The organism is Nocardiopsis listeri NBRC 13360 (genome assembly GCF_001570765.1).
Taxonomy (GTDB): Bacteria; Actinomycetota; Actinomycetes; order Streptosporangiales; family Streptosporangiaceae; genus Nocardiopsis; species Nocardiopsis listeri.
In genome coordinates this window covers 23867-49860 of sequence record NZ_BCSH01000035.1, presented here as the reverse complement: position 1 = coordinate 49860, position 25994 = coordinate 23867, and the positions used below count along the sequence as shown (strand labels likewise).

20 protein-coding genes are annotated in these 25994 nt (G+C 68.6%); 12 read left to right on the top strand and 8 right to left on the bottom strand.

Annotated features, from left to right (window positions below; all coding sequences use genetic code 11):
• Window positions 1-413 precede the first annotated feature (413 nt).
• Window positions 414-767 carry a DUF3017 domain-containing protein gene (locus NLI01S_RS11800; protein ID WP_067603627.1) on the top strand — a complete coding sequence of 118 codons (354 nt, stop codon included), beginning with the start codon at window positions 414-416 and terminating at the stop codon, window positions 765-767.
• A 187-nt stretch (window positions 768-954) separates the two neighbouring features.
• Complete coding sequence (locus tag NLI01S_RS11795; protein ID WP_067603619.1) at window positions 955-2172, top strand: NADP-dependent isocitrate dehydrogenase; 1218 nt, start codon at window positions 955-957, stop codon at window positions 2170-2172.
• A 652-nt stretch (window positions 2173-2824) separates the two neighbouring features.
• On the opposite strand, the gene NLI01S_RS11790 is transcribed toward NLI01S_RS11795, so the two are convergent.
• Window positions 2825-4078 (bottom strand): LCP family protein, encoded by a 1254-nt coding sequence (locus NLI01S_RS11790; protein ID WP_067603617.1) that lies wholly within the window; start codon window positions 4076-4078, stop codon window positions 2825-2827.
• A 136-nt stretch (window positions 4079-4214) separates the two neighbouring features.
• On the bottom strand, window positions 4215-5336 hold the full coding sequence (locus NLI01S_RS11785) for a galactokinase family protein (protein WP_067603615.1): 1122 nt from the start codon (window positions 5334-5336) through the stop codon (window positions 4215-4217).
• A gap of 195 nt (window positions 5337-5531) precedes the next feature.
• On the opposite strand from NLI01S_RS11785, the gene NLI01S_RS11780 reads away from it, so the two are divergent.
• The 5 genes from NLI01S_RS11780 (at window position 5532) to NLI01S_RS11760 (ending at window position 11073) form a co-directional block, all read left to right on the top strand.
• Window positions 5532-6665 carry a YihY/virulence factor BrkB family protein gene (locus NLI01S_RS11780; protein ID WP_067603613.1) on the top strand — a complete coding sequence of 378 codons (1134 nt, stop codon included), beginning with the start codon at window positions 5532-5534 and terminating at the stop codon, window positions 6663-6665.
• Between the two features lie 134 nt (window positions 6666-6799).
• Window positions 6800-7972 carry a glutamate--cysteine ligase gene (locus tag NLI01S_RS11775; protein ID WP_067603611.1) on the top strand — a complete coding sequence of 391 codons (1173 nt, stop codon included), beginning with the start codon at window positions 6800-6802 and terminating at the stop codon, window positions 7970-7972.
• A gap of 30 nt (window positions 7973-8002) precedes the next feature.
• Window positions 8003-9238 carry a M20 family metallopeptidase gene (locus NLI01S_RS11770; RefSeq protein WP_067603609.1) on the top strand — a complete coding sequence of 412 codons (1236 nt, stop codon included), beginning with the start codon at window positions 8003-8005 and terminating at the stop codon, window positions 9236-9238.
• Window positions 9239-9328: 90 nt separating this feature from the next.
• Entirely contained in the window at window positions 9329-10426 is a 1098-nt protein-coding gene (locus NLI01S_RS11765) for an adenosine deaminase (RefSeq protein WP_067603607.1), read from the top strand.
• Window positions 10426-11073 (top strand): PH domain-containing protein, encoded by a 648-nt coding sequence (locus tag NLI01S_RS11760; protein ID WP_067603671.1) that lies wholly within the window; start codon window positions 10426-10428, stop codon window positions 11071-11073. Before NLI01S_RS11765 ends, NLI01S_RS11760 begins: the two co-directional genes overlap by 1 nt.
• A gap of 473 nt (window positions 11074-11546) precedes the next feature.
• Here NLI01S_RS11760 and NLI01S_RS11755 read toward each other — a convergent pair whose 3' ends face one another.
• Window positions 11547-12365, bottom strand: coding sequence for a purine-nucleoside phosphorylase (locus NLI01S_RS11755; protein ID WP_067603605.1), 819 nt, complete (start codon window positions 12363-12365; stop codon window positions 11547-11549).
• A 351-nt stretch (window positions 12366-12716) separates the two neighbouring features.
• Between NLI01S_RS11755 and NLI01S_RS11750 the strand changes: the two genes are divergently transcribed.
• The 3 genes from NLI01S_RS11750 to NLI01S_RS11740 all read left to right on the top strand — a co-directional run bounded on the left by NLI01S_RS11750 (window position 12717) and on the right by NLI01S_RS11740 (window position 15195).
• Window positions 12717-14099, top strand: a complete 1383-nt coding sequence (locus NLI01S_RS11750) for an NAD(P)H-quinone dehydrogenase (RefSeq protein WP_067603603.1) — start codon at window positions 12717-12719, stop codon at window positions 14097-14099.
• A 99-nt stretch (window positions 14100-14198) separates the two neighbouring features.
• On the top strand, window positions 14199-14531 hold the full coding sequence (locus tag NLI01S_RS11745) for a TFIIB-type zinc ribbon-containing protein (RefSeq protein WP_084392514.1): 333 nt from the start codon (window positions 14199-14201) through the stop codon (window positions 14529-14531).
• A gap of 19 nt (window positions 14532-14550) precedes the next feature.
• The gene (locus NLI01S_RS11740) at window positions 14551-15195 is read left to right on the top strand and encodes an AAA family ATPase (protein WP_067603599.1); all 645 of its coding nucleotides are present in this window, start codon (window positions 14551-14553) and stop codon (window positions 15193-15195) included.
• A 63-nt stretch (window positions 15196-15258) separates the two neighbouring features.
• Here the strand turns inward: NLI01S_RS11740 and NLI01S_RS11735 are convergent, their stop codons facing one another.
• Together NLI01S_RS11735 and NLI01S_RS11730 are read right to left on the bottom strand one after the other, a co-directional pair.
• Window positions 15259-16515, bottom strand: a complete 1257-nt coding sequence (locus NLI01S_RS11735; protein ID WP_067603597.1) for a chemotaxis protein CheA — start codon at window positions 16513-16515, stop codon at window positions 15259-15261.
• Window positions 16516-16718: 203 nt separating this feature from the next.
• Window positions 16719-18173: a dicarboxylate/amino acid:cation symporter gene (locus NLI01S_RS11730; RefSeq protein WP_067603595.1), complete on the bottom strand. Its 1455-nt coding sequence runs from the start codon at window positions 18171-18173 to the stop codon at window positions 16719-16721.
• A 506-nt stretch (window positions 18174-18679) separates the two neighbouring features.
• On the opposite strand from NLI01S_RS11730, the gene NLI01S_RS11725 reads away from it, so the two are divergent.
• Entirely contained in the window at window positions 18680-19291 is a 612-nt protein-coding gene (locus NLI01S_RS11725; protein ID WP_067603669.1) for a Uma2 family endonuclease, read from the top strand.
• A gap of 81 nt (window positions 19292-19372) precedes the next feature.
• Here NLI01S_RS11725 and NLI01S_RS11720 read toward each other — a convergent pair whose 3' ends face one another.
• The 3 genes from NLI01S_RS11720 to NLI01S_RS11710 all read right to left on the bottom strand — a co-directional run bounded on the left by NLI01S_RS11720 (window position 19373) and on the right by NLI01S_RS11710 (window position 23065).
• Complete coding sequence (locus NLI01S_RS11720; RefSeq protein WP_067603593.1) at window positions 19373-21130, bottom strand: acetyl/propionyl/methylcrotonyl-CoA carboxylase subunit alpha; 1758 nt, start codon at window positions 21128-21130, stop codon at window positions 19373-19375.
• A gap of 88 nt (window positions 21131-21218) precedes the next feature.
• Complete coding sequence (locus NLI01S_RS11715; RefSeq protein WP_067603591.1) at window positions 21219-21458, bottom strand: acyl-CoA carboxylase subunit epsilon; 240 nt, start codon at window positions 21456-21458, stop codon at window positions 21219-21221.
• Entirely contained in the window at window positions 21455-23065 is a 1611-nt protein-coding gene (locus tag NLI01S_RS11710; protein WP_067603589.1) for an acyl-CoA carboxylase subunit beta, read from the bottom strand. Before NLI01S_RS11710 ends, NLI01S_RS11715 begins: the two co-directional genes overlap by 4 nt.
• A 347-nt stretch (window positions 23066-23412) precedes the next feature.
• On the opposite strand from NLI01S_RS11710, the gene NLI01S_RS11705 reads away from it, so the two are divergent.
• Window positions 23413-25974 carry a phosphoenolpyruvate carboxylase gene (locus NLI01S_RS11705; protein WP_067603667.1) on the top strand — a complete coding sequence of 854 codons (2562 nt, stop codon included), beginning with the start codon at window positions 23413-23415 and terminating at the stop codon, window positions 25972-25974.
• Window positions 25975-25994: the final 20 nt, after the last annotated feature.

Sequence of the window (25994 nt, the reverse complement as noted above, 5' to 3'; positions counted from 1 at the left end):
GGGGTCCTCGCTCACCGGTGCGCTCATCTCTGGCTGGGTTACCCGACTGGTACGTGTTCTACGCGCTTACTTGGGAGTTAGAGGGATAAGGCCTGGAAATACGGTCTTGTGGCCCCCTCGGAAGTGGGAAACGGTCGTGATCACTCTCCGAGCGCGCCGTGTCCGTATCCGTGAGCCCTGAGGTGTCGGCGGGGACGGAGACTACAATGGGCGCGGTCCCTCCCGGTGTCGGAACCCGTATCTCAACGGGGCCGATCGAAAACGCCAGGAACATGAGCCACGGGGGAGCGTCTTTCCGTTTCGGACAGCGTTCGTCCCGTCCGGTGGCCGGTCCGTGCCGGCGACCGGGGGAGACCTTGAGGACGAGCCGCGCGGCGGCCAGGAAACCCGGAAAGCGAACAGGTCGGAACGCGGTGAACGACGCGGAGCAGGCTGAGGTTGCGGGATCGGACGGGAACGTCCCCGATGACGGAGGTGAGGACACACCAGGGGAGAAGGTGCCGTATTGGCTCTCCCAGGTGCCCTACGCCCTCGTGTTGTCCGCCTTGGCGGCGGGGATCGTGGTCGTCGCCGCGGCCTACTTCAAACGCGGACCGGCCATCATCGCCGGTGCCCTGTTGCTCGCGGCGACCTTCCGCCTGTTCCTGCCCAGGGACTGGATCGGCCTGCTGGCGGTGCGCCGCCGTTGGGTCGATCTGGCCACATTGACGGCCCTCGCGGTCCTGCTGATCGTGTTGGCCTGGGTGGCGCCGCAACTCTCCTCATGAGCGTCTAATAAGCTTGATGTCGAGATACCTCGACACCGAAAAAGCACCGCCTCCCCGGGTGGCACGGACACCCGGCGGGATCAGGGGATCGCCGTGCGCGCGTCGGCCCGAACGTCGGTCACGAACCGACGGAGGGCCCCGCGCGACATGAGGCGGTAGCGAAGACTGAAGGGACAGCCACACAGCCATGGCCAAGATCAAGGTCGAGAACCCCGTAGTCGAGCTCGACGGCGACGAGATGACCCGGATCATCTGGTCCTTCATCAAGGACCGTCTGATCCTGCCGTACCTCGACGTCGACCTGAAGTACTACGACCTGGGCATCGAGGAGCGTGACCGTACCGACGACCAGATCACCGTCGACGCGGCCAACGCCATCAAGGAGCACGGTGTCGGCGTCAAGTGCGCCACCATCACGCCGGACGAGGCCCGGGTCGAGGAGTTCGGCCTGAAGAAGATGTGGCGGTCGCCCAACGGCACCATCCGCAACATCCTCGGCGGCGTCGTCTTCCGCGAGCCCATCATCTGCGAGAACGTGCCGCGGCTGGTGCCGGGCTGGACCAAGCCGGTCATCATCGGCCGTCACGCCCACGGCGACCAGTACAAGGCCACCGACTTCAAGGTGCCCGGCCCCGGCACGGTCACCATGACCTACACCCCGGCCGACGGCAGCCAGCCGGTCGAGTTCGACGTCGCGAACTTCCCCGAGGCGGGCGGTGTCGCGATGGGCATGTACAACTACCGCAAGTCCATCGAGGACTTCGCGCGCGCCAGCCTCAACTACGGCCTGGACCGCAACTACCCGGTCTACCTGTCCACCAAGAACACCATCCTCAAGGCCTACGACGGCATGTTCAAGGACGTGTTCGAGGAGGTCTTCGAGACGGAGTTCAAGGACAAGTTCGCCGCCGCGGGCATCAGCTACGAGCACCGTCTGATCGACGACATGGTCGCGGCCGCGCTCAAGTGGGAGGGCGGCTACGTCTGGGCGTGCAAGAACTACGACGGTGACGTCCAGTCCGACACCGTCGCCCAGGGCTACGGCTCGCTCGGCCTGATGACCTCGGTGCTGCGCACCGCGGACGGCCGTACCGTCGAGGCCGAGGCCGCCCACGGCACCGTGACCCGTCACTACCGTCAGCACCAGCAGGGCAAGCCCACCTCGACCAACCCGATCGCCTCCATCTTCGCGTGGACCCGCGGTCTGGAGCACCGGGGCAAGCTGGACAACACCCCGAAGGTCATCGAGTTCGCCAACACCCTCGAGGACGTCGTCGTCAAGACCGTCGAGGGTGGCCAGATGACCAAGGACCTCGCTCTGCTGGTCGGCTCCGAGCAGGAGTGGCTGACCACCGAGCAGTTCCTCGCCGCGCTGGACGAGAACCTGAGCAAGCGTCTCGGCTAGGCAGGAGCGGAGGGTTCCTCACGAGGGCGTCTTGAGCCGGCGCCCACGCTGAGACACCGCTCACGCCCGGGTGGCCCCCAGGGGACACCCGGGCCTCGTCGTCTCCGGGGTCGGTCGTGAGCGCGGGCTCGGGAAGCCGGGTCGATACGCGATGAAATGCCGTTTTCATGGGGTTTCGAGTTCGCGCAATCGATGAACTCACCCGGCGTGTTTCCTCTGTTCGGACCCCATGGAAGCGTCGGTGGTGGGAAGATGATGGTGTCGAGAGGGAGTTCCCGGCCCTAGTGCGACGTATGACACGTACATACGATTCGCACCTTTGGTGAACTTTGACTTATGGTGGAGACACGCCGGTGAGAATCGGCAGGCCAGAGCGGGTTTCGCGCCCCTCGGCCACCACGAGCCGACGTGCCGGCCGTGCGCCCGCTGGGGGGTAGGCGCGCACAGTACGGAACGTCACGAAGAAGGGCCCGTCACTCCGGTGACGGGCCCTTCGACTTTCTCCACAAACCCCCGAACCCCGAAACCCCGAACGGGTTTTCCGCCGTACTGCCCCGGACGCGCACCGGCCCCGTACCGGCCGTGGAATCGGGGGATTGCCACGACGGTGACGGGGCCGGGCGCGAGGACGCGACGATGTCGCCGATCCGGCTCAGTCCTGCATGGCCTCCTCGGGGATCGGCTCGCCCTCGTTCATGGCGTCGAACATCAGCTGCGACCGGCTCTCGTCCCACAGCACGACCGAACCCACGCCGTCCAGGGTGGGGGTCTCACCGACCGGTACCGCCGTGGTCTGGGTGCCGCCACGCATCGCCAGCAGCATCGTCGCCAGATGACGCAGCTTGTCGCCCTCGTCGACCATGAACGTGTCGGTGCCGGCGAGCACCAGGGGGACGGACTGGAAGGGGTTGAAGATCGTGGAGGGGGCACTGGCCTCCTGGATCAACGCCGAGAAGAACTCGCGCTGACGCTGGATCCGGTCCAGGTCGGCACGGGGGGTGGCTCGGGTACGGACGTAACCCAGCGCGGTGCCGCCGTCCATCTCCTGGCAGCCCGCCTCGATGTCGAGGCCCGCCTTCGGGTCCGCCATCGGTTCCTCGGGGCACAGCTCCACGCCGCCTACGGCGTCGACCAGGTCGACGAAGCCGCCCATGCCGATCTCGACGTAGTGGTCGATCCGCACGTTCGAGGCCTGTTCGAAGGCCTGGACCAGGGGAGCGGGACCACCGCAGACCTCCTCGCCCTCCTCGTCGGCGCCGCACACCGAGTCGGCGAAGGCCGTGTTGATCTTGTTGTCCGCGTAGCCGGGGATGGGCATCGGGACGTAGGAGTCGCGGGGCACGCTCACGATCGTGGGTTCGCCGTCGCGCGGCACGTACAGGATCATGATGGTGTCGGTGCGGCGGCCCTCGGCGTTGCCGGTGGCCAACTCCCGCATCTGTTCCTCGTCCATGCCCTCTCGGCTGTCGGAGCCCACGATCATGTACGTGGTGCCGCGAGCGCTGTCCGGACGGCCCTCGTAGTCCTGCAAGGCCTCCACACGCTCCAGCCGCGAGTTCGCCCACAGGTAGAAGCCTCCGGGCACCACCAGCAGCAGGACCAACAGGACGACCAGGGTGTTGCGCAAGCGCTTCTTGCGCTGCTCCTTCGCGCGACGCTGGATGCCGCGGCCGTCGTACTCGCGTCCGCCGCTGTGGGTGCGTCTCTTGCGAGGGCGGTGCGGGGGCACCTGGTCGGCGGGGGGAAGGCGACGGGTCTCGCCCACCACGCGCTGCTCGGACTCGCGCGAGCGGTAGAGCTTCTCGAAAGCGTCCGGCTTTTCGGGGTCGCCGGCACGTCGGAAGACGCCACCCCTGTCGTGTTCGCCGGTCGAGCCGGGTTCCCCCCGATGTCGTCGGTCAGCCATGGGTTCGCCTATCTGGTCCGCGCCGTGTGTCGCTCTTGATGTCCTATGTCCCTTGTGATCGCTGACAGGGTATTCCGGTTCGCTTCGATCCCGGTCAAGGATGGACGGAGGAGACGGCCTCTCCCGGAGGTCGCGGTCAGGCCACCCTGCGAGCGCCCCCCGAAGGCAGGGCCACCCTTACGCGGGGCTCGGGACGGCCTCGGCGGCGGAACGCTTCGAGCACTCCGTGGGTGACGTCCGCCACCCGCTCGGACGGGACCAAGGCGAAGCAGGTTCCCGCCCAACCGGTCACCCGGGCACCGCGGGCGCCCGCGAGCGCGGCGGCCTCCACGGCCACCTCCGCCGCAGGCAGCGGCAGGTCGAACTTGCGCAGGGACAGGTGGGACGAGGACAGGATCGGACCGACCTCGCCGAAGCGGTCGGTCCGCAGCAGCCCGACCGCCGCGTTGAGCCGGTGCGTCTCGGTGACGGCGAACTCCACCCGGTCGCGCAGCACGGGGTTCTGGAGCCGGCGCAGGGCCGCTCTCAGGTCCTGGATCGCCCGGAGCGGACCCAGGAGTTCCTGGGCCCGGGACAGTTCGGCCGCGCGGACCGGCCTGAGGTCGCGCCGGGGGAGCGCGCCGGTGTCGACGACGACCAGGCGCAGATCGGCCGCGGCCAGGTCGAAGGGGAAGAGCGCGGTGCGGCCGCTGCCCTGGTTCACCCGGACGACCCGGCCGGCCTCGGCCTCCAAGCACACGCGCCTGGAGACCGGTACCTCCTCGGGCAGGTCGGACCCGGACAGGTCCGCCAGCGCGAGGGTCACGGCCGCGCCCAGCGCCGCGGAGTGTCCGAGGGAGGCGTGCGCGGGCAGATCCGCGCCGAACACCACCCTGATCCCCTGCCCGTCGCCCAGCCGGCCGCAGGCGCGTGCGGACGCCGCGACGGCCGCCACCTCACGTGCGGCCCGGTGTCGATCGCTCAGCGGGCCGTTCGGCGTCGCCGTTCGCGTGCGTCCGTCGTCGGAGACGTCGATCGCCGCGGTGATCCCCCACGGAAGTGCGGCGAACAGTGCGGGCCCCCCGGCGGCGGCGTTGTGCTCGCCCAACAACGCCACACGTCCCGGCGCGTGCCAGAGCCCGGAGGGTTCGACGCCGAACCACTTCACGAACCCGGCCGTCAGCGCGGTGGGTCCGGGCGCGGCCTCCGGCCACGTCCCGACCGGGCCGCCCTCGCCCGCACCCAACACCGCGCGCAACCGCGCCCCGGTGAAACCCACGTCCTGACCTCCGTCGCCTCCGCCGATCCAGGTTCCAAGTCTGCCGTGCGTTCGGTACCGCTCGGGCGTGGGGTTTTCCCCTGCCGGCTCGGGCAAGGCTAGGGTTGCGGATCCATCGGGGACCACGGGGGTGTCCGTTCGGCCGCCCGAACACGCCGAAGCGCCGGCGGAGGCCCAGAACAAGCGGGGAGGACGATGGTCGGCGTCTTGGACCGGGCCAAGGACATGGCCGGTCGCTACCGGAACATGGCGATGGACGCCTACTGGGGGCTGCGGCACCGTTCTCCGGCCTTCGACCACCTGGTGCGCGCCAACGAGCGTTACACGGACCGCAACGGCAACCAGTTGGCCGGCGCGGTCACCTACTTCGCGTTCCTGTCCTTCTTCCCGCTGTTGGCGTTGGCCTTCGCGGTCGTGGGTTTCCTGGCGGCCCGTCAGGTGGAGCTCACCCACTACCTGGAGGGCGCGCTCGACGAGGTGCTGCCGGGGCTGTCTCGGCAGCTGCCCATGGACCAGATCGCGGACGCCCGTGTGGGCGCGAGTGTGATCGGCGCGCTCGGTCTGCTGTACGCGGGGCTGAACTCGGTCGCGGCGTTGCGCGAGGCGCTGCACTCGATCTGGCTGAAGAGCGTCAAACAGGGCCCCAACGCCGTGTTGCGCAAGCTGGGCGATCTGCTGGTGATGCTCGGGCTCGGCATGGCGTTGCTGTTCACGGTGGCCTTCACCGGCGTCATGCAGACCGCGACGGTCCGGCTGCTGTCCCTGGTGGAGCTGGACGCGTCGTTGCCGGCCAACCTCCTGCTGCGGGCCTTGGCGCTGGTGATCGCCATCGCCGTGAACACGTGCCTGTTCCTGCTGGTGTTCACGCTGTTGTCGGGGACGGGGCGGCCTACCCGGATGATGTGGCGGGGTGCCCTGCTGGGCGCGATCGGGTTCGAGGTGCTCAAGACCCTGGCGGCGACGTTGCTGGCGGGAACGCTCTCCAACCCGGTGTACGCGTCCTTCGCGGTCCTGGTGGGGTTGTTGGTCTGGATCAACCTGGTCATGCGCGTGGTGATGTTCAGCGCCGCATGGACGGCGACCTGGCTGCCGATACCGCCGCCGTACACGGGTTCGTTGCCGAGCCCGGACGAGACCGGGGTGGACTGGACACGACCGACCCCGGTGCTGCGCCCGAACGAGAAGGAACTGGCCGAGCGTAGATGGGCCCGCCGGACCCTCGCCTATGGATTGTCACTGATGGGGGCGGGCGCCACCGCGATCGGGGCGGCTTCGGTAATGCGACGCGGTCGGGATGGAGAGTCCGTGAAAAAGGATTCCATCGGGTGATTTCCTCCGTTTATTGGCCCTGAAGTCCGTATGCGCGACGCTTACCGCGGGTAGTCCTCCCGTGTCCCGGTCGATCGGTGCGCCGGGCTGAGCGGTGAGACGGCCGAGGGCCGTCCACACCTTGCGGAGGGCAGATGGGAATCGCATTCAAGTCATCCGAGCGTGCGACGTTAGGAGTGGAGTGGGAACTCCAGATCGTCGATCGGCACAGTCGTCACCTGCGGCAGGAGGCCCAAGAACTCCTCGCGGAACTCCCGGACCTCAGTGCCGACGCGGCGGTACCCCCGCTGCGCCACGAACTCATGCAGTCCCAGATCGAGGTGGTGACGGGGATCTGCGAAACGGTGGACGAGGCCAAGCGCGACCTCGCCCGCAACGTCGGCCGGATGCGTGAGGTGCTGGAGCCCCGTGGCGCCGTCCTGACGTGTTCGGGTACCCATCCGATGGACCACTGGCAGGACCAGTCGCTCAGTCCGGGCGAGCGCTACGGCGAGCTGGTGGAGCAGATGCAGTGGCTGGCCCGGCGGATCCTCACCTGTGGCGTTCATGTGCACGTCGGCGTGCGCGACCAGGAGAAGGCCATTCCGATCGTGAACGCGCTCGCGAAGTACATCCCCCATTTTCTGGCTTTGAGTGCTTCGTCCCCATTCTGGGGCGGATATGACACGGGACTGGCCTCCGCTCGGTCCATTGTCTTCGGTGCCCTCCCCACGTCCGGTCCGCCGCCCAACCTCCCTGGTTGGCCGGCTTTCGAGGAATACCTCGAAACCCTTCTCAAGGCAGGTACCATCGCCTCTATCAAGGAAGTGTGGTGGGACATCCGTCCACACCCGGACTTCGGCACCATCGAGATCCGGATGTTCGACGGGATTCCCACCTTGCGCGAGGTGGGAATGGCCGCCGCTCTCTCCCAGAGCCTGGTGGAGTTGTTCGATCACCAGCTCGACCGCGGGTACGGATTGCCCAGCCCGCCGTCCTGGGTGGTGAACGACAACAAGTGGCGGGCCACCCGTTACGGACTCGATGCTCGTGTCATCACGGACTCGTACGGAACCACCGTTCCGATCCGGGACGACCTGTACGAGCTGGTCCGCGAGTTGACCCCGGTCGCCGCCCGCCTGGGCTGCGCGGAGGACCTGGACCTGATCTCCGAGATCCTGGACAAGGGCGCCTCCTACGAACGCCAGCGTGCGGTCGTCTCCCAGGGAGGCTCGCTCCAGGACGTCGTGGACCTGCTCGCCGGTGAGTTCGACGCGGACCCCACCCGTGCCACGGTCGGCGTCGGTGACGGAGCCGGCGCACGATAACGACGTGTGAAGTAGTAGAGGGGACCCTCCATGCGGGGACGTGACCTGCCGGAACAGTTGACCGCTTTTCTGGCGCGCCATGAACGGGAGCTCACGGGTTTCCGCCGGGACCTGCACATGCACCCGGAGCTCGCGTTCGCCGAGCACCGCACCACGGGTCGTCTCGCCGAACGTCTCCGCGCGGTCGGTCTGGAACCCAAGGAACTGCCCCAGGGCACCGGTCTGATCTGTGACGTCGGTGAGGGCCCCGGCCCCCTGGTCGCCCTTCGCGCCGACATCGACGCCCTCCCCTTGGCGGACGAGAAGGACGTCCCCTACCGCTCCACCGTCCCGGGCGCCGCGCACGCCTGCGGACACGACGTGCACACCACGGTCCTGCTGGCCACGGGGATCTTCCTCGCCCAGCAGGCCCGTGCGGGTGCGTTGCCGGGCCGGGTGCGGCTCCTCTTCCAGCCGGCCGAGGAACTGCCCGGCGGAGCGGTGGAGGTGGTCAACGCCGGCGGGATGGAGGACGTACAGCGCGTCTTCGCCCTGCACTGCGACCCCCGTCTGACGGTCGGCAGGGTGGGACTGCGCACCGGCGGCATCACCGCCGCCTGCGACCAACTCCTGGTCCGTCTGTCCGGACCGGGCGGCCACACCGCCCGTCCGCACCTGACCTCCGACCTGGTCTACGCCCTGGGCAAGGTGGTCACCGAACTTCCCGCGGTGCTGTCCCGACGCATCGACCCACGGGCCGGGTTCAGCCTGGTCTGGGGTCGCATCAGCGCCGGTTCGGCCCCCAACGTCATCCCCGACGACGCCGTGGCCGAGGGCACCGTGCGCTGCCTGGACGACGAGGCCTGGCACCAGGCCCCCGACATCGTCAAGGGGTTGGTGGAGTCGGTGACGTCCGCCTACGGAGCCGACGCCGAGGTCACCTACCGTCGCGGGGTGCCGCCCACCATCAACGAGGCCGGCAGCGTCGACATCATGCGCGAGGCCGTCACCCTGGCATTGGGCTCCGACGCGGTCGCACCCACCGCGCAGAGCCTGGGCGGGGAGGACTTCGCCTGGTACCTGGAGCACGCTCCCGGTGCGCTGGCCCGGCTGGGCACCCACTCCCCGGACTGGGACGGTCCCATGCTCGATCTGCACCGGGGCACCTTCGACGTGGACGAGCGCGCCATCGGCGTGGGCACCCGCTTCATGGTCACCACCGCGCTCACCGCGCTGTGGGACATCACCCGCGAGGGCGTGCGCGTGGACCGAGAGGCGCTCGCCTGACAAGTACCCGATCAGTGGCTTCTGCCGGATTCTCGGCAACTTCGTGCCGCCCCGTCGGGTGCGCTCACCTCCCGGTGGCATCCTGATGAGATGAATCAGCCACTGACTGTCGAACAGATCCGGAGGGCGCCGAAGGTGCTCCTCCACGACCACCTCGATGGCGGTCTTCGTCCGTCCACGGTGGTGGAACTGGCCCGTGAGACGGGTTACAAGGGACTGCCCACCTACGACGCGGAGGAACTGGGCCACTGGTTCCGGGAGGCCTCCGACTCCGGCTCGCTGGAACGGTACCTGGAGACCTTCGCCCACACCACGGCGGTCATGCAGACCCGTGAGTCCCTGGTGCGGGTCGCCGCGGAGGCGGCCGAGGACCTGGCCGCAGACGGCGTGGTCTACGCCGAGCAGCGCTACGCTCCCGAGCAGCACCTGGATGCCGGGCTCAGCCTGGAGGAGGTCGTCGAGGCCGTCCAGGAGGGACTGGAGCTGGGACGCAAGCGTGCGGCCGACGCCGGGAACGACATCCGTACCGGGCAGCTGGTGACCGCGATGCGGCACGCGGCGCGCTCCTCGGAGATCGCCGAGTTGGCGGTCCGCTACCGCGACCACGGCGTGTCCGGTTTCGACATCGCGGGCGCGGAGGCCGGCAACCCGCCCACCCGCCACCTGGACGCGTTCGAGTACCTGCGCCGGGAGAACTTCCACTTCACCATCCACGCCGGTGAGGCGTTCGGGTTGCCCTCCATCTGGGAGGCACTCCAGTGGTGCGGCTGTGACCGTCTCGGCCATGGCGTGCGCATCATCGACGACATCACCGTCGAGGAGAACGGCGCCCCGCGCCTGGGCCGGTTGGCCCAGTACGTGCGCGACAAGCGGGTGCCGTTGGAGATGTGCCCGAGTTCCAACATCCAGACCGGTGCCGCCGAGTCCATCGCCGAACACCCGATCGGGCTGCTGCGCGACCTGCGCTTCCGGGTCACCGTCAACACCGACAACCGTCTCCAGAGCGGCGTCACCCTGTCGGAGGAGTTCGCCAAGCTCAGCGAGGCGTTCGGCTACGGCTGGGACGACCTGCAGTGGTTCACGGTCAACGCCATGAAGTCGGCGTTCCTGCCCTTCGACGAGCGATTGTCGCTGATCAACGGGATCATCAAGCCGGGGTTCGCGCAGCTGAAGTGGGCGACGAACTGATGACATCCGGTAGGGACGACGCCCAGGGCACCACCGTCACCCACGCGTCCACCTCCTCCCGGGTGATGGCGATCGTGTGGATCGTCATAGCGACCCTGCTGTTGGTCGACCTGGTGCTGCGGGGCAGCGACCGGACGGCCTGGATCGCCGGTTCGGTGCTGCTGCTGACCGTCGCGTGCGTCTACCTGGCCTGGCTGCGCCCCAGGGTGGTCTCCACCCCCCGGGGGATCAGGATGGTCAATCCGTTCCGGGAGACGTTCGTGCCCTGGGCGTCCGTGGTGTGGGTGGACGTCGTGGACGTTCTGCGGGTGCACACGCCCGAGGGCGAGTTCCGTTCCTGGCCGCTGCGGGAGACCAAACGGGCCAAGGTCAGGGAGAACCTGCGTCGGGACTCCGGATACCTGGACCCGGGCGAGGACGAGGATCCCACCAAGATGCGCCCGGTGGAACTGGTCGCGCGGGACCTGCGTCAGGACGCCGAGCGGTACAAGGCGCGTCCGCTGCCCGGACCCATCAAGGTGGTCGCCGAGGAGGGCCCCGCCGCGTTGGGCGCCGAGGACCGACCGCAGACGATGGTCCCCCTGGAGGTGATCGTGGTCGGGGTGGCCGCCGTGGTGCAGTTCGTGGCGGTCCTGCTGCTGACCTGAGTCAGGCTTTCCCCGGATCGAACCCGGTCCCCGCTCGGCGGGCGGCCGGGTTCCGTCTTTGTCGATTTCGGGGTTGACGCGCCCCTGGAAGTTCTGGTTAGGTTAGGCATGCCTAAGGGAGAGTGTTCCGGGTGGGTGGACTTCGCGCGGATGGTCGCCCACCCGGACCTTCTTCCCAGGGCACGCGCGCGGTTCAACTGAATAACGGGAAGTAAGAGGTGTCGCCCGTCGCGAGTCCAACGGGGTCTGCGGGGATCCCGCGCGGCGGCACACCGGGGAAAGCACCACCTCCGACCGGAACCAGGGTCGGTACCGTCCACCCCATGGCCTCGGGGTGTACGCTCGCCACGCCGGTACCGACCACGTCGGTTCCGGTCGGAGGTGCCCTGAACCCCACCTCTGGTACGAGGCGCAAAACGAGAGGGACCGGTCACGACCGGTCCCTCTCGTTTTGCGCCTCGTGTTCAGCGGGATCAGAAGGACACCAGGACGCGGTTGATGAGTTCGCCGAGGCGGTGGGAACGCCGCTCGACGATCTCCAGCGCCCTCTCCTCCTCGAACGGCTCGAACACCGCTCCGGCCGCGTCGTTGCTGACGATGGTCAGCCCGAGGACCTCGGCGCCCATCTCCACGGCCGCGATGGCCTCCAGGGCGATCGACCGCCCCACCACGTCCGCGCCCGCCTGGTGCAGGATCTTGAGTTCGGCCGGGGTCTGTAGCTGCGGGCCCGAAGTCGCCACGTACACGCCTTCGGGCAGCGACGCGTCCACTTCGCGGGTGATCTCGCGCAGTCGCGTGCTGTAGGCCGCGCTCATGTCCACGAAGTCGGGACCCACCAGGGGTGACCGCCCGGTCAGGTTGATGTGGTCGCGCAGGATCACCGGTTGCCCGGGCGCGAAGTCGGTGCGCAGGGAACCGGATGACCCGGTGAGTACGGCCACCTCGGCACCGGCGGCGATTCCGGTGCGCACGGCGTGCGCGACCGTCATCGCGTCGTACCCCTCGTACGTGTGGACTCGTCCCATGAACGCGACGACGCGCTTGTCGCCCACCCACATGCTGCGGACGCGTCCGCTGTGTCCTCCGGCGGTGGGTTCCACGAACCCGGGTAGTTCGACGGCGTCGAACTCGATGTCCGCCGAACCCAGGGTGTCGACCGCCCCGGTCCAGCCGGAGCCGAGTACCACCAGGGCGTCGAAACTGTCGGCGCCGGCCCGGGTGAGCAGCTCCTTGGCCGCCTCCGTCGCCAGCGCCTTCGCGTCACCGGTCGTCCGTTGCTCTGATTCACTCACAAGTCGGATGCTATCGCTGGGTCATCACATAACTCCGGAACGCAACGCTCTGTGGTGGTGTCGGCGTGGTGGGCGTTCTGAGTCGGAACGGAGGTGAACGAACCGGTCACCGTCGTGAACTCTCCGGGCGTCGACGGGTGGTGTTCGTCGCGTCCGGGCAGGTCATGGGTTCGGACGCGAGCGACCACCTGCGGGCGGGGCGGTGACGTGCGGGGCGCCTGCGGTTTTCGGCGGTCCGTATGGCCGACAATGGAGGAAAGCGATACATCCTGGTGGTGTCCTGTCGTGCCCGAATGTCTACCCGGACCGGGAACGGGCATGGCGCATCGCCGACAGAGGGAGTGAGGCAGCGTGACGAAGGTCGTGATCATCGGTGGCGGGCCCGGGGGCTACGAGGCGGCATTGGTCGCAGCGCAGCTCGGCGCGGACGTGACGGTGGTGGAACGCGACGGCATCGGCGGCGCCTGCGTCCTCACCGACTGCGTTCCCTCCAAGAGCCTCATCGCCACCTCCACCCGTACCACCTATGTACGCGAGTCGTCGTTCCTGGGCATCAACATCCCCGAGGTCGCGGAGGGCGAGCAGGCGGTAGAGGTCGACATCCGGCACGTGAACGGTCGGATCAAGCGCCTGGCCCGAGCCCAGTCCGAGGACACCCGAGCGCGACTGGCCAAGGAGGGGGTCGACGTCCTGGTGGGCGAGGCACGCCTGGTCGACCCGCACATCGTGGCCGTCGGCGACCAGCGCATCCGCGCCGACGTCATCCTGCTGGCCACGGGAGCCCACCCCCGTGAGCTGCCCACCGCGGCGCCGGACGGGGAGCGCATCCTCACGTGGCGACACCTCTACGACCTCGAGGAACTTCCCGAGCGGCTCATCGTGGTCGGTTCCGGTGTCACCGGGGCCGAGTTCGCTAGCGCCTACCAGGCGCTGGGTTCCGACGTCACCCTCGTCTCCTCGCGCAAACTGGTCATGCCCACCCAGGACTCCGACGCCGCCCAGGTGTTGGAGGGCGTCTTCGCCCGCCGTGGCATGACGGTTCTCAGCCAGACCCGCGCCGAGTCGGTGGTGCGCACAGAGGACGGCGTGCGCGTCACCCTCTCCGACGGTCGCACGGTCGATGGCAGCCACTGCCTCATGACCGTCGGCATGATCCCCAACACCGACGGACTGGGCCTGGAGGAGGCCGGGGTCGGTCTGGGCGACGGCGGTTTCGTCGAGGTGGACCGGGTCTCCCGCACCACCGTCCCCGGTGTCTACGCCGCCGGTGACTGCACCGGTGTGAACATGCTGGCGTCCGTGGCCGCGATGCAGGGACGCATCGCCATGTGGCACGCCCTGGGCGAGGCCGTGGCCCCGCTCCAGCTGTCCACCGTCGCCTCCACCGTGTTCACCCACCCCGAACTGGCCGCGGTCGGCGTCAGCGAGGACGACATCCGCAGCGGTCGGGTGGACGGCCGGATCGTGACCCTGCCGCTCAACACCAACCCGCGTGCCAAGATGACCCAGGTCAAGGAGGGCTTCGTCAAGCTCATCTGTCGTCAGCACACCGGCATCGTCCTGGGCGGCGTCATCGTCGGCCCGCGCGCCAGTGAGCTCATCCTGGGTGTGTCGATAGCGGTCCAGCAGCGCCTGACGGTGGACGACATCGCGCACACCTTCTCCGTGTACCCGTCGCTGTCCGGCAGCGTCACCGAGGCCGCCCGCTCCCTCATGCTGGCCTCTCCCGAATAACCATGGAACCCGCCCGCCGTGTGGATCTGTACAGGACACACGGCGGGTTCCGGTCAGGGCTTTAATCGTTCTTGACGAGACTCCTCCTAGCCTTCGGGCGTGATCTGCCCGAAATGCCAAAGTCCAATGCGCACCTTCGACCGTCAAGGCGTCCATATCGAACGCTGCGACGGTTGCCAGGGCATCTTCCTCGACCGGGGTGAACTGGAGCGCATCGTCACCGCCGAAGAGCGCCACTACGGCATCGCGCCGTCCGCTCCGACCATGCCGCCGCCCCCGGACCCCTACGGACCGAGCCGCGGCCGCGGCGCCTATCCCGACTCTCCGGGTGGTTACCGACCGGACTCCCCACGTGGATACCGCGGCTACCGTGACTCGCCCCGGCCCTACCGCCGTCGGCGCAAGGGTTTCCTGGAACAGCTCTTCGATTGATCCGGGTGGTGAGTCGACCATGCACCCCTTGATCTGCGGACGCTGCGGCGAGTGGGACCCCGAGCCGGACACGAGCGCGGGACCGCACCTGCTGCGTTGTGCCTCCTGCGGGCACACCCGCCCCTTCCAGCGGCTGCCGTTGCTGTGTGTGGCCGGACCCAGCGGCACCGGGAAGTCCACCGTGGCCCGTGCCCTGCTGGCCGGGGTGAGCGACCGTTTCGTCGTCCTCGAACAGGACCTGCTGTGGGTGGGCGGCCTCCGGGACCCCACCGACGACCACCGTCTGTTCCGTTCCACCTGGCTGCGTACCGCCGCCATGGTGCAACAGAGCGGGCGGCCCGTCGTGCTGTGCGGGACGGTGGCCCCGCCGGAGTTGGAGTACCTGCCCGAGCGGGCCCTGTTCGACGATGTGCACTACCTGGTGCTCACCTGCGAACCGGAGGTCCTCACCCGACGGCTGCTGTCCCGACCGGCCTGGCGGGACTGGGACCGGGAACGTGTCGACGAGACCCTGGAGTACCAGGAGTGGCTGGTGGCCGAGGCCGACCGGCTCGAAGCACCGCTGACCCTGCTGGACACCACGGACAGGCCCCCGGCGGAGACCGCTGAGGCGGTGCGCCGGTGGGTGCTCGAACGGGCGGAGATGTTCGTTCCCACCGAATGAGACGACGAAGGGCCCCGCGGCGGTGTCGAACCGCTCATCGAGGCCCTCGTTCGCCGTCAGGCGTCAGAAGTCGAAGCCGCCGAAGTCCCCGAAGTCGCCACCGCCGCCGAAGTCCCCTCCGCCGAAGTCGCCACCACCGAGGTCGCCGCCGGCGTCCTCCATGCCCGCGCCCATCATCCCGGCGCCCATCATCGACCCCATCATGGAGCCCATCATCATGCCGGTGAACATGCCCATCATCATGTTCATGCCGAAGTAGCCGCCCGCGTAGGGGGCGTAGGCCGGACCGGCTTCGTAGTAGGGACGACGGTCACCGTCGACCTCCACCATGCGCACGTCCGGCTGCCCGCCGGTGCGCACCGCCTGAGCGCACACGGGACACGCGGTGACCGAGCGGGGAGAGCCGCCGGGCGGTGCCCAGGTGACGTCCTCGCTGGACGGACCGTGCTGTGGGTTGAAGAAGCAGGGGCCGCGCCGCGCGGGGACCGGGTCGCCGTTCATCCGGGCCCGGGTGGCCGTCATGTAGTACCGGCCGTCCTCCAGCGCACCGGTGACCGTCTTGATCTGCTCCGGTTCCTGGATGGTGTCCAGCAGCGACTTGGCCTGGTCGTAGGAGTCCATGGCCCGCGAGTAGTCGTTGCGGGTGGCGTCGTCCACCGCCGAGAGGTCGATCTCCAGTCGGGCGACGTCCTCGCCGAGGCGTACGACGTCCTCGGTGGCCATCTGCTTGATCTCCTGGAGCTGCTTGGCCTTCTCGGCCTCGCGCCTCTGCCGGCTCTTGTACACGTACCAGCCGCCGGCCGCGACGACCAACGCGAGGATGACCAGCATCACCAGCCCGGAACCGCCACCGCCGGGCGCTTGGTCCGGGGCCTCGGTGGTCTCCACGGCCTGTGGCACCGCCGCGAGGGTGTCGATCTGGTTGCCGCCCTCGTTGAGCGCGGTCTCCCGGATCGCCTCGGTCTCGTCCAGGTTCGGGGAGGTGACGTAGAAGTGGTCGCTACCGCCCAGGACCCCGTAGGCACCGTCACCGACCTCGGACATGACGGGGGCCATGAGCGTGTCGATTCCGGCTTCGGAAGTGGCGGCCTCGAAGGGCAGGATCACGTAGTAGACGGGGGAGTCCGCGGACTCTGCCGCGGCTTCCAGGGCCCCCTCGTCGGCGGCGGAGATCTGCTCGATGGACGGGTCGATGAAGACGCCGTCGCCCTCCAGCTCCTCGACGATCTCCTGGGTGGTGGGTGCCTCGATCTCGGTGTCGGCCGCCGCGGGTATCGCCGCCGCGGTCATCACCGCCGCCGCGAGTCCGGCGGTCAGCACTGTGGGTATTACCAAGCGGTGCGACATGTGGTTCCTCTCGCCTCCCTTATCCACGGTGACGAACAGGAGACCCGCTCAGTTCCCGAAGGGGGACCGTTGTGTTCGGTTTCTCTATGGGGTTCGCCAGGTCACACGGGTACTCGACGCGAAGAGGCCCGCCGAAACACCTTCGACGGGCCTCTTGACCGGTTCGAGTACGGAAGCTAGCTCTTCGCGCTCGTACCGGCGGTGGCGCGTTCGGACTCGGGGTCGCGCTCCTCGGCCTCGTCGGTCGCGGCCTCGGCGGACCGCTCCTCGGCGGCCAGGGTGCCCGGCTCGTCCAGCGGGACGAAGCCGGTGGAACCCCGACGTGCGTTGTAGCGGACCAGGTCGAGGATGCCCTCGCGCTTGGCGACGACGGCCGGGATCAGGGCCTGACCCGCGACGTTGGTCGCGGTGCGGCCCATGTCCAGGATCGGGTCGACGGCCAGCAGCAGGCCCACGCCCTCCAGGGGCAGGCCCACCGTGGACAGGGTCAGGGTGAGCATGACCGTGGCACCGGTGGTGCCCGCGGTCGCGGCCGAACCGATGACCGAGACGAACACGATCAGCAGGTAGTCGGTGAACGCCATCTCGATCCCGAAGAACTGGGCGACGAAGATCGCCGAGATCGCCGGGTAGATCGCGGCGCAACCGTCCATCTTGGTGGTCGCGCCGAACGGCACCGCGAACGCCGAGTAGTAGCGGGGCACACCCAGGTTCTGCTCGGTGACCCGCTGGGTGACGGGCATGGTGCCCATCGAGGAGCGGGACACGAAGCCCAGCTGGACCGCGGGCCACACCCCGGAGAAGTACTTGGCGGGCGACAGCCCGTTGACCAGGGTCACGAGCGGGTAGACGACGAACAGCACCAGAGCCAGGCCGACGTAGATGGTGATCGTGAACTTGCCGAGCGCGCCGATGGTGGTCCAGCCGTAGCTGTAGACGGCGTTGCCCAGCAGACCCACGGTGCCGATCGGAGCCAGACGGATGACCCACCACAGCGCCTTGAGCACGACCTGAAGGGTCGACTCGGTGAAGTTGATGAAGGGCTCGGCCGGCTTGCCGACCTTGATGGCGGCGATGCCCAACACGACCGCGATGACGATCAGCTGTAGGGCGTTGAAGCTGAGGGAGGTGCTCAGGTCGTCGGCGTTGGTGTCGGCGGCCAGACCCAGGAAGTTGGCCGGCACCAGGCTCTCGATGAACGCGAGCCAGGAACCGTGGCTGGACGGTTCGGCCAGGGTGGAGTCGTCCACGGCGCTGTTGAGGCCGGGACGGATCACCAGACCCAGGGTGATGGCGATGGCCACCGAGACCAGCGCGGTGATCGCGAACCACAGAAGGGTCTTCCAGGCCAGACGCGCGGCGTTGGTGACGTTGCGCAGGTTGGCGATGGAGGAGATGACGGCGAGGACGATCAGCGGCGGCACGATCGTGCGCAGCAGGGTGACGAAGGTGCTGCCGATGGTCTCCAGGGTGGTGGCGAGCCAGTTCGGCTCACCGTCGCCCACCGGTCCGATCTGGAGGGCGACCACACCGAGGGCGAGGCCGAGGACGAGGCCGAGGAGGACCTGGACCCCGAAGGACGGAAGCGGAAAACGCCGCCTCTTCTTGACCTGGTCGGTCTGAGTGGACACGGAAGTGGCTCCAAGCGAGATGCCGGAACGAGGGCACGCCACGGTGTGCGGGCGTACGAGGACTCCGGCTAGGGGAAACGGGTGGGTGTCACCGGAAAGGAGGGCGACGACGGGAAAGGCGTGGCGGCGCGCAGCCCGGACGGGCGCGCGTGGACCTAGCTACACGCGTGGCTGGCGAAGCGGCACAGGTCGATGTGCCACCTTCGTGTCAGTCCCCAAATATTCGTCACGATCAGGCACCTTAGTCCGGTTTCCTTACCTTTTCCATACTCCCCCGGATGTTTTCCGTGCCACCCCTGACCAGAAGCCTTGCTGTGCTGGATCTTCCCGCTTTGGAGGGCGATGAGGATCACCCGAAAGCCCCGGGCGGGCGTCCGTACCCGCCTGGGGGAGAACGCTCCACGAGCACGGCCCGGGACGATGAGAGGATTCGGCGAAAGCACCGTTACGAGGCGAGGCGGTCGGCCACTGTGGGAGACGAGAACGATCCGACGAACGGAGACGACATGTCCGTTCCCGCCACGGACGACCCCATGGTCTTCGGCACTCGGGTGTCGATTCCCCTGCCCCCGCAGGGAGGCTTCACTGCCGAGGACCTCGACCGGATCCCGGGTCTTCCGCCGCATACCGAACTCATCGACGGAAGTCTGGTCCTGGTGACCCCTCAGCGGCGCTTCCACATGTTCGTGCTCAAGCTCCTCGAACAGCGACTCGACGCACAGATCCCCCAAGAACTGCGTACCTACCGGGAGATGACGGTCAGAATCGGGGAGCGGCAACGTCCGGAACCCGATCTCATGCTCATTCGGGCCGAGGAGCGGAAGGCCCTCCACAACACCTGGGTCGAGCCACACGTGGTCGAACTCGTGGTCGAGGTGGTCTCACCCGAATCCGAGGTACGGGACATCGAGCGCAAACCGCAGATCTACGCGGAGGCGGGCATCCCCCACTTCTGGCTGATCGAAGAGGAGAGCGAGGGGGAGCCGGTCGTTCACACATACGAACTCGATCCGCTCAACAAGGTGTACGCGAATCTTCGCAGCCATCGAGGGCGGCTCGGGGTGACCGCACCCTGTGCGCTGGACATCGACCTGACCCGGATCCGCCGGTACTACTGAGCCCACCTCGAGAAGGGAGCCCCGAACGGCGAAGGGGCACCGCCGGATCCACCGGCGATGCCCCTGGAACGAACCTCGTGGCTAGGCGTCCTTGACCTCGCAGATGATGGCGCCGTTGCCCACGGTCTCGCCCGGGGCGACCTTCAACCCGGTCACCGCACCGGCCTTGTGCGCGCTCAACGGCTGCTCCATCTTCATCGCCTCGATGACCACCACCGTGTCACCCTCGGCGACCTGGGCGCCCTCCTCGGCCACGACCTTGACCACGGTGCCCTGCATCGGTGAGACCAACGCGTCACCGCCGACCACCGCCGCGCCGCCGCCCTTACGGGAGGCGCGCTTCCTCCTGCCGTCGGTGGCGGGGGCCGCGGCCACGCCCAGGGAAGCGGGCAGGACCACCTCCACGCGCTTACCGCCGACCTCCACGGTCACGGTCTCCCGCTCGGCCGGCTCGGCGGAACCCGCCTCGCCTTCCCACGGGGCGATCGTGTTCTCGAACTCGGTCTCGATCCAGCGGGTGTAGACCCCGAACTCCTGGTCGGGGTCGGCGGGGGCGAACGCCTCGTCGGTCACCACGGCCTGGTGGAAGGGGATCACGGTGGGCATCCCACCGACGGTGAACTCGGTCAACGCCCGCCTGGAGCGCTGCAACGCCTCGGCGCGGGTGCGGCCGGTCACGATCAGCTTGGCCACCATCGAGTCGAAGGCCTGCGGCACGGTGAACCCGGCCTCGCAACCGGTGTCCACCCGCACCCCCGGGCCGGTGGGCAGGGCCAGCTCGGTGATGGTGCCGGGGGCGGGCATGAAGCCCCGGCCCGGGTCCTCGGCGTTGATCCGGAACTCGAAGGAGTGGCCGCGCACGGCCGGGTCGTCGTAACCCAGCTCCTCACCGTCGGCGATACGGAACATCTCCCGTACCAGGTCGATACCGGTCACCTCCTCGGTGACGGGGTGCTCGACCTGTAGGCGGGTGTTGACTTCCAGGAAGGAGATGGTGCCGTCGACACCGACCAGGAACTCACAGGTGCCCGCGCCCACGTACCCGGCCTCTGTGAGGATGGCCTTGGAGGAGGCGTACAGGCGTTCCACCTGGTCCTGGGTGAGGAACGGGGCGGGGGCCTCCTCCACCAGTTTCTGGTGGCGGCGCTGTAGTGAGCAGTCACGGGTGGAGACGACCACGACGTTGCCGTGGGTGTCGGCCAGGCACTGGGTCTCCACGTGCCGGGGCTTGTCCAGGTAGCGCTCCACGAAGCACTCACCCCGCCCGAACGCCGTCACAGCCTCGCGCACGGCCGACTCATAGGCGTCGGGGACCTCTTCCAGGGTGTGGGCCACCTTCAGTCCGCGCCCGCCACCACCGAAGGCGGCCTTGATCGCGATCGGTAGTCCGTGCTCCTGGGCGAAGGCCACCACCTCCTCGGCGGAGGTGACCGGGTCGGGGGTGCCGGCCACCAAAGGAGCGCCGACCTTCTGGGCGATGTGACGGGCCTGGACCTTGTCGCCCAGCGCGGTGATCGCCGCCGGGGGCGGACCGATCCAGGTCAGCCCGGCGTCGATGACGGCCTGGGCGAAGTCGGCGTTCTCGGCCAGGAACCCGTAGCCGGGGTGCACGGCGTCGGCACCGGCGGTGGCGGCGATGGCCAGGAGCTTGTCGATGTCCAGGTAGGAGTCGGCCGGGGTGGACCCGCCCAACGAGTGGGCCTGGTCGGCGATCTTGACGTGCAGGGCGTCCAGGTCGGGTTCGGCGTAGACGGCCACGCTCTCGATACCGGCGTCACGGCAGGCACGGGCGATGCGTACGGCGATCTCGCCACGATTGGCGATCAGAACTTTGCGCACGATGGGAAAACCTCCAGCTGGGGCGCGGAGCGGATCACGCGCCGACCGCTCAACGAAGAGTCTAGGGAACGAAGGAGCACGTCGAAGCTCATCTCGAGCTCATGCGCCAGGCGCCGGGGCCGGGGCGCAAGGGGGTGCGCATACCGCGTGACCGGTCGCGCCATCCGGACGTGGACCGCGCGGGTTCGTCCTTCTCGGTCGCGGCACGGGCCGCCGCCGCGCGGGCGGTGAGCACGGCCGTGAGCGCGGCGAGCTCCTCGGTGGAGGGTTCACCGCGCACCACGACCAGGTGCGGTGGTCTGTCCGATGGAGGCTTCGGCGCGCTCACAGCGGAATGTTCCCGTGCTTCTTGGGCGGGAGCTGCTTGCGCTTGTTACGCAGAGCCTTGAGAGCCTTGGCGATCTGGGTCCGCGTCTCGGAGGGCATGATGACCCCGTCGACGTAGCCGCGCTCGGCCGCCGCGTACGGGTTCAACAGGGTGTCCTCGTACTCGCCCACCAGACGGGTCCGCTCGGCCTCGACGTCCTCGGCCGCGGCCAGGGTGCGCCGGTGCAGGATGTTCACCGCGCCCTGGGCGCCCATGACCGCGATCTGCGCGGTGGGCCAGGCCAGGTTGATGTCCGCGCCCAGGTGCTTGGAGCCCATCACGTCGTAGGCACCGCCGAAGGCCTTGCGGGTGATCACCGTGATCAAGGGGACCGTGGCCTCGGCGTAGGCGTACAGGAGCTTGGCGCCGCGACGGATGATGCCGTCCCATTCCTGGTCGGTGCCGGGCAGGAAGCCGGGCACGTCCACGAAGGTCAGCACCGGGATGTTGAAGGCGTCGCAGGTGCGTACGAACCGGGCGGCCTTCTCGGAGGCGTCGATGTTCAGGCAACCCGCGAAGCTCATCGGCTGGTTGGCGACGATGCCGACGGACCGTCCGTCGACCCGGCCGTAGCCCACCACGATGTTGGTCGCGAAGCGCTCGTGCACCTCCAGGAAGTCACCGTCGTCCAGGACGGCCTCGATGACCCGCTTGATGTCGTAGGGCTGGTTGGCCGAGTCCGGGATGAAGGTGTCCAGGGCCAGGTCGTCGTCGGTGACCTCGTCGCCGAGGTCCTCCTCGGGGGCCAGACCGGGCGGGTCCTCGAGGTTGTTGTCCGGCAGGTGCGACAGGAGCGTCTTGACGTAGTCGATGGCGTCCTGTTCGTCGGCGCCCATGTAGTGGGCCACGCCCGACGTCCCGGAGTGGGTGGCGGCGCCGCCCAACTCCTCCATGGACACGTCCTCACCGGTGACGGTCTTGATCACGTCGGGGCCGGTGATGAACATCTGGGAGGTCTTGTCGACCATCACCACGAAGTCGGTCAGGGCCGGCGAGTACACGTGCCCGCCCGCGGTGGCCCCCATGATCAGGGAGATCTGCGGGATCACACCGGAGGCGTGGGTGTTGCGCTTGAAGATCTCGGCGTACAGGCCGAGCGCGACCACACCCTCCTGGATGCGGGCGCCGCCACCCTCGTTGATGCCCACCACCGGGCACCCGTTGGTGAGGGCGTGGTCGAGGGCTTTACAGATCTTCTCACCGTAGACCTCGCCCAGTGATCCGCCGAAGACGGTGACGTCCTGGCTGAACACCGCGATCGGGCGCCCGTCCACTGTTCCGTACCCGGTCACGACGCCGTCGCCGTAGGGGCGGTCGGCGTCCAGCCCGAAGCTGGTCGAGCGGTGGCGGGCCAGGGCGTCGAACTCCACGAACGAGCCGGGATCGAGTAGTGCGTCGATCCGCTCGCGTGCGGTCATCTTGCCCTTCGCGTGCTGCTTTTCCACAGCGCGCTCGGACCCGGCGTGCACGGCTTCGTACCTACGTCGTTGCAGGTCCGCGAGCTTGCCGGCGGTCGTGTGTATGTCGATCTCGGAGGCGGAGAGCGGTTCTGGGGCTTCGGTGGCCATAACTGTTCAGGGTAGCTCCGAGGATCCCGTGGGCCCGAGGGTGCCCCTCGCTTACGTGTCGGTTCGGGTGGTTCCGGGTGGACTCGGAGTCAGGCGGGAGCGTCGGGTCGGGCAGGGCGGGAAAGCCATCCGATATGCCGAAAAATGCGTGAGTCGCTGTGAATTCACCCGCCTCGGACACAATTGTTAACGTGATGGCAAAGCGGGCCAGAACACACCCCCGACCGTGGGTGCGCAGGGGCGATCTCGGTATCGTCGGCGACATGACAGCGGTTAGTGCAGAACGTGACAGTGCCCGGCAGGAAGTTCCCGAGCAGCTCAGGAATGACGTCAAATTGCTCGGCGAGATGCTCGGAACGGTCCTCGCCGAAAGCGGCGGTGAGGAACTGCTCGCCGATGTCGAGAAACTCCGCCACGCCGTGATCGGGGCCCGCGACGGCTCCGTGCCCACCGAGGAGATCACCGCGATCGTCGGCGCTTGGCCGCTGGAACGCGCCAAGCAGGTCGCCCGCGCGTTCACGGTCTACTTCCACCTCGCCAACCTGGCAGAGGAACACCAGCGCATGCGCGCCCTGCGCGAGCGCGACGACGCCGCGAACCCGCCCCACGAGTCCCTGGCCGCCGCGGTGCGCGCCATCCGTGAGAGCGAGGGTGGCGAGGAACGGCTCACCGAACTGGTCGAGGGCATGGAGTTCCACCCGGTCCTGACCGCCCACCCCACCGAGGCGCGCCGCCGCGCGGTGTCCACCTCCATCCTGCGCATCAGCGCCCAGCTGGACGCCTGGCACGTCGCCCACGAGGGCAGTACCGCGGCTGCCGAGACCCACCGTCGCCTGCTGGAGGAGGTCGACCTTCTCTGGCGCACCTCGCAACTCCGCTACACCAAGCTCGACCCGCTGGACGAGGTGCGCACCGCCCTCGCGGCCTTCGACGAGACGATCTTCTCGACCCTGCCGAAGGTGTACCGGACCCTGGACGCGGCCATCGACCCCGAGGGCACGGGTACCCGCGCTCCCCGCGCCACCCCCTTCGTCCGTTACGGCAGCTGGATCGGCGGCGACCGCGACGGCAACCCGTTCGTCACCCACGAAGTGACCCGGGAGGCCATTACGATCCAGTCGGAACACGTCCTACGGGCCCTGGAGAACGCCTGCGAACAGGTGGGACGAACCCTCACCGCCTACTCCAACCTCACCCCGGGGAGCCGGGGCCTTCTCGACGTCCTCACCGAGGCCAAGGCCGCCTACCCGACGCTGATGGCCGAGGTCGGCAAGCGTTCGCCCAACGAGCCCCACCGCCAGCTGCTGCTCCTGGCCACCGCGCGGTTGCGCGCCACCCGCGAACGCGACGCGGACCTCGCCTACCCCGACGCCGACGCGTTCCTCGCCGACCTGCGTCTGGTGCAGGACTCCCTGGTCGCCGCCGGGGCCACACGACAGGCCTACGGTGAGCTCCAGCACGTGGTGTGGCAGGCCCAGACGTTCGGTTTCCACCTGGCCGAGCTGGAGATCCGCCAGCACAGCGAGGTGCACGCGGCGGCGCTCGCCGAATTGGAGGCGGGAACCACTCCGTCCGAACGCACCGAAGAGGTGCTGGCCACCCTGCGCACCATCTCCTGGATCCAGGAGCGCTTCGGCGTGGAGGCCTGCCGTCGCTACATCGTCAGCTTCACCCGTACGGCCGAGGACATCGAGGCCGTGTACAAGCTGGCCACCTACGCCCTGCCGCCCAAGCGGGTGCCGGTCCTGGACGTCATCCCGCTGTTCGAGACCGGTGCGGACCTGGAGGCCTCGCCCCAGGTCCTGGCCGGGATGCTCGACCTGCCCCAGGTGCGGCGGCGACTGGTCGACAACGACCGTCGTCTGGAGGTCATGCTCGGCTACAGCGACTCCGCCAAGGACGTCGGCCCGGTCAGCGCGACCCTGCGTCTGTACGACGCCCAGGCCCGACTGTCCTCGTGGGCACGTGAACACGACGTGCGCCTGACCCTCTTCCACGGTCGGGGCGGCTCCCTCGGCCGTGGTGGCGGTCCGGCCAGCCGTGCCCTGTTGGCCCAGGCCCCGGGCTCGGTCGACGGCCGGTTCAAGGTCACCGAACAGGGCGAGGTCATCTTCGCCCGCTACGGGCAGTCCGCCATCGCACGTCGCCACATCGAACAGGTCGGCCACGCCGTCCTGATGGCCTCCACCGATGAGGTGCAAGAACGCGAACGCGCCGCCGCCGAGCGTTTCCGTCCCCACGCCGACACCATCGCCTCCGCCGCCCAGGACGCCTACCTGGAGCTGATCGGCACCGAGGACTTCGCGGTGTGGTTCTCCCAGGTCAGCCCGTTGGAGGAACTGGGAGAGCTGCGGCTCGGGTCGCGCCCCTCCCGGCGTGGGGCGGCCAAGGGCCTCGGTGACCTGAGGGCGATCCCGTGGGTGTTCGCCTGGACCCAGACCCGCGTCAACCTGCCCGGTTGGTTCGGGCTCGGCACCGGCCTGGCCGCCGTCGCGGACCTGCCCACCCTGCGGGCCGCCTACCGGGAGTGGCCGCTGTTCGCCTCGCTGCTGGACAACGCGGAGATGAGCCTGGCCAAGACCGACCGCACCATCGCAGAGCGGTATCTGGCGTTGGGTGGCCGTCCCGAGCTCACCGAGAAGGTCCTGAACGAGTACGACCTGACCCGGAGCCTCGTCCTTCAGGTGACCGGGCACAGCCGTCTGCTGGAGAACCGGGCGATCCTGTCCCGCGCCGTGGACCTGCGCAACCCGTACGTGGACGCGCTCAGCCACCTACAGCTGCGGGCCCTTGAGGCACTGCGCGGCGAGGAAGCGGACTCCCTGTCGGAACAGGACGGCCAGCACCTGGAGCGGTTGCTCCTGCTGTCCGTCAACGGTGTGGCCGCCGGCCTCCAGAACACCGGCTGATCGGCCATCGACCGCACTCG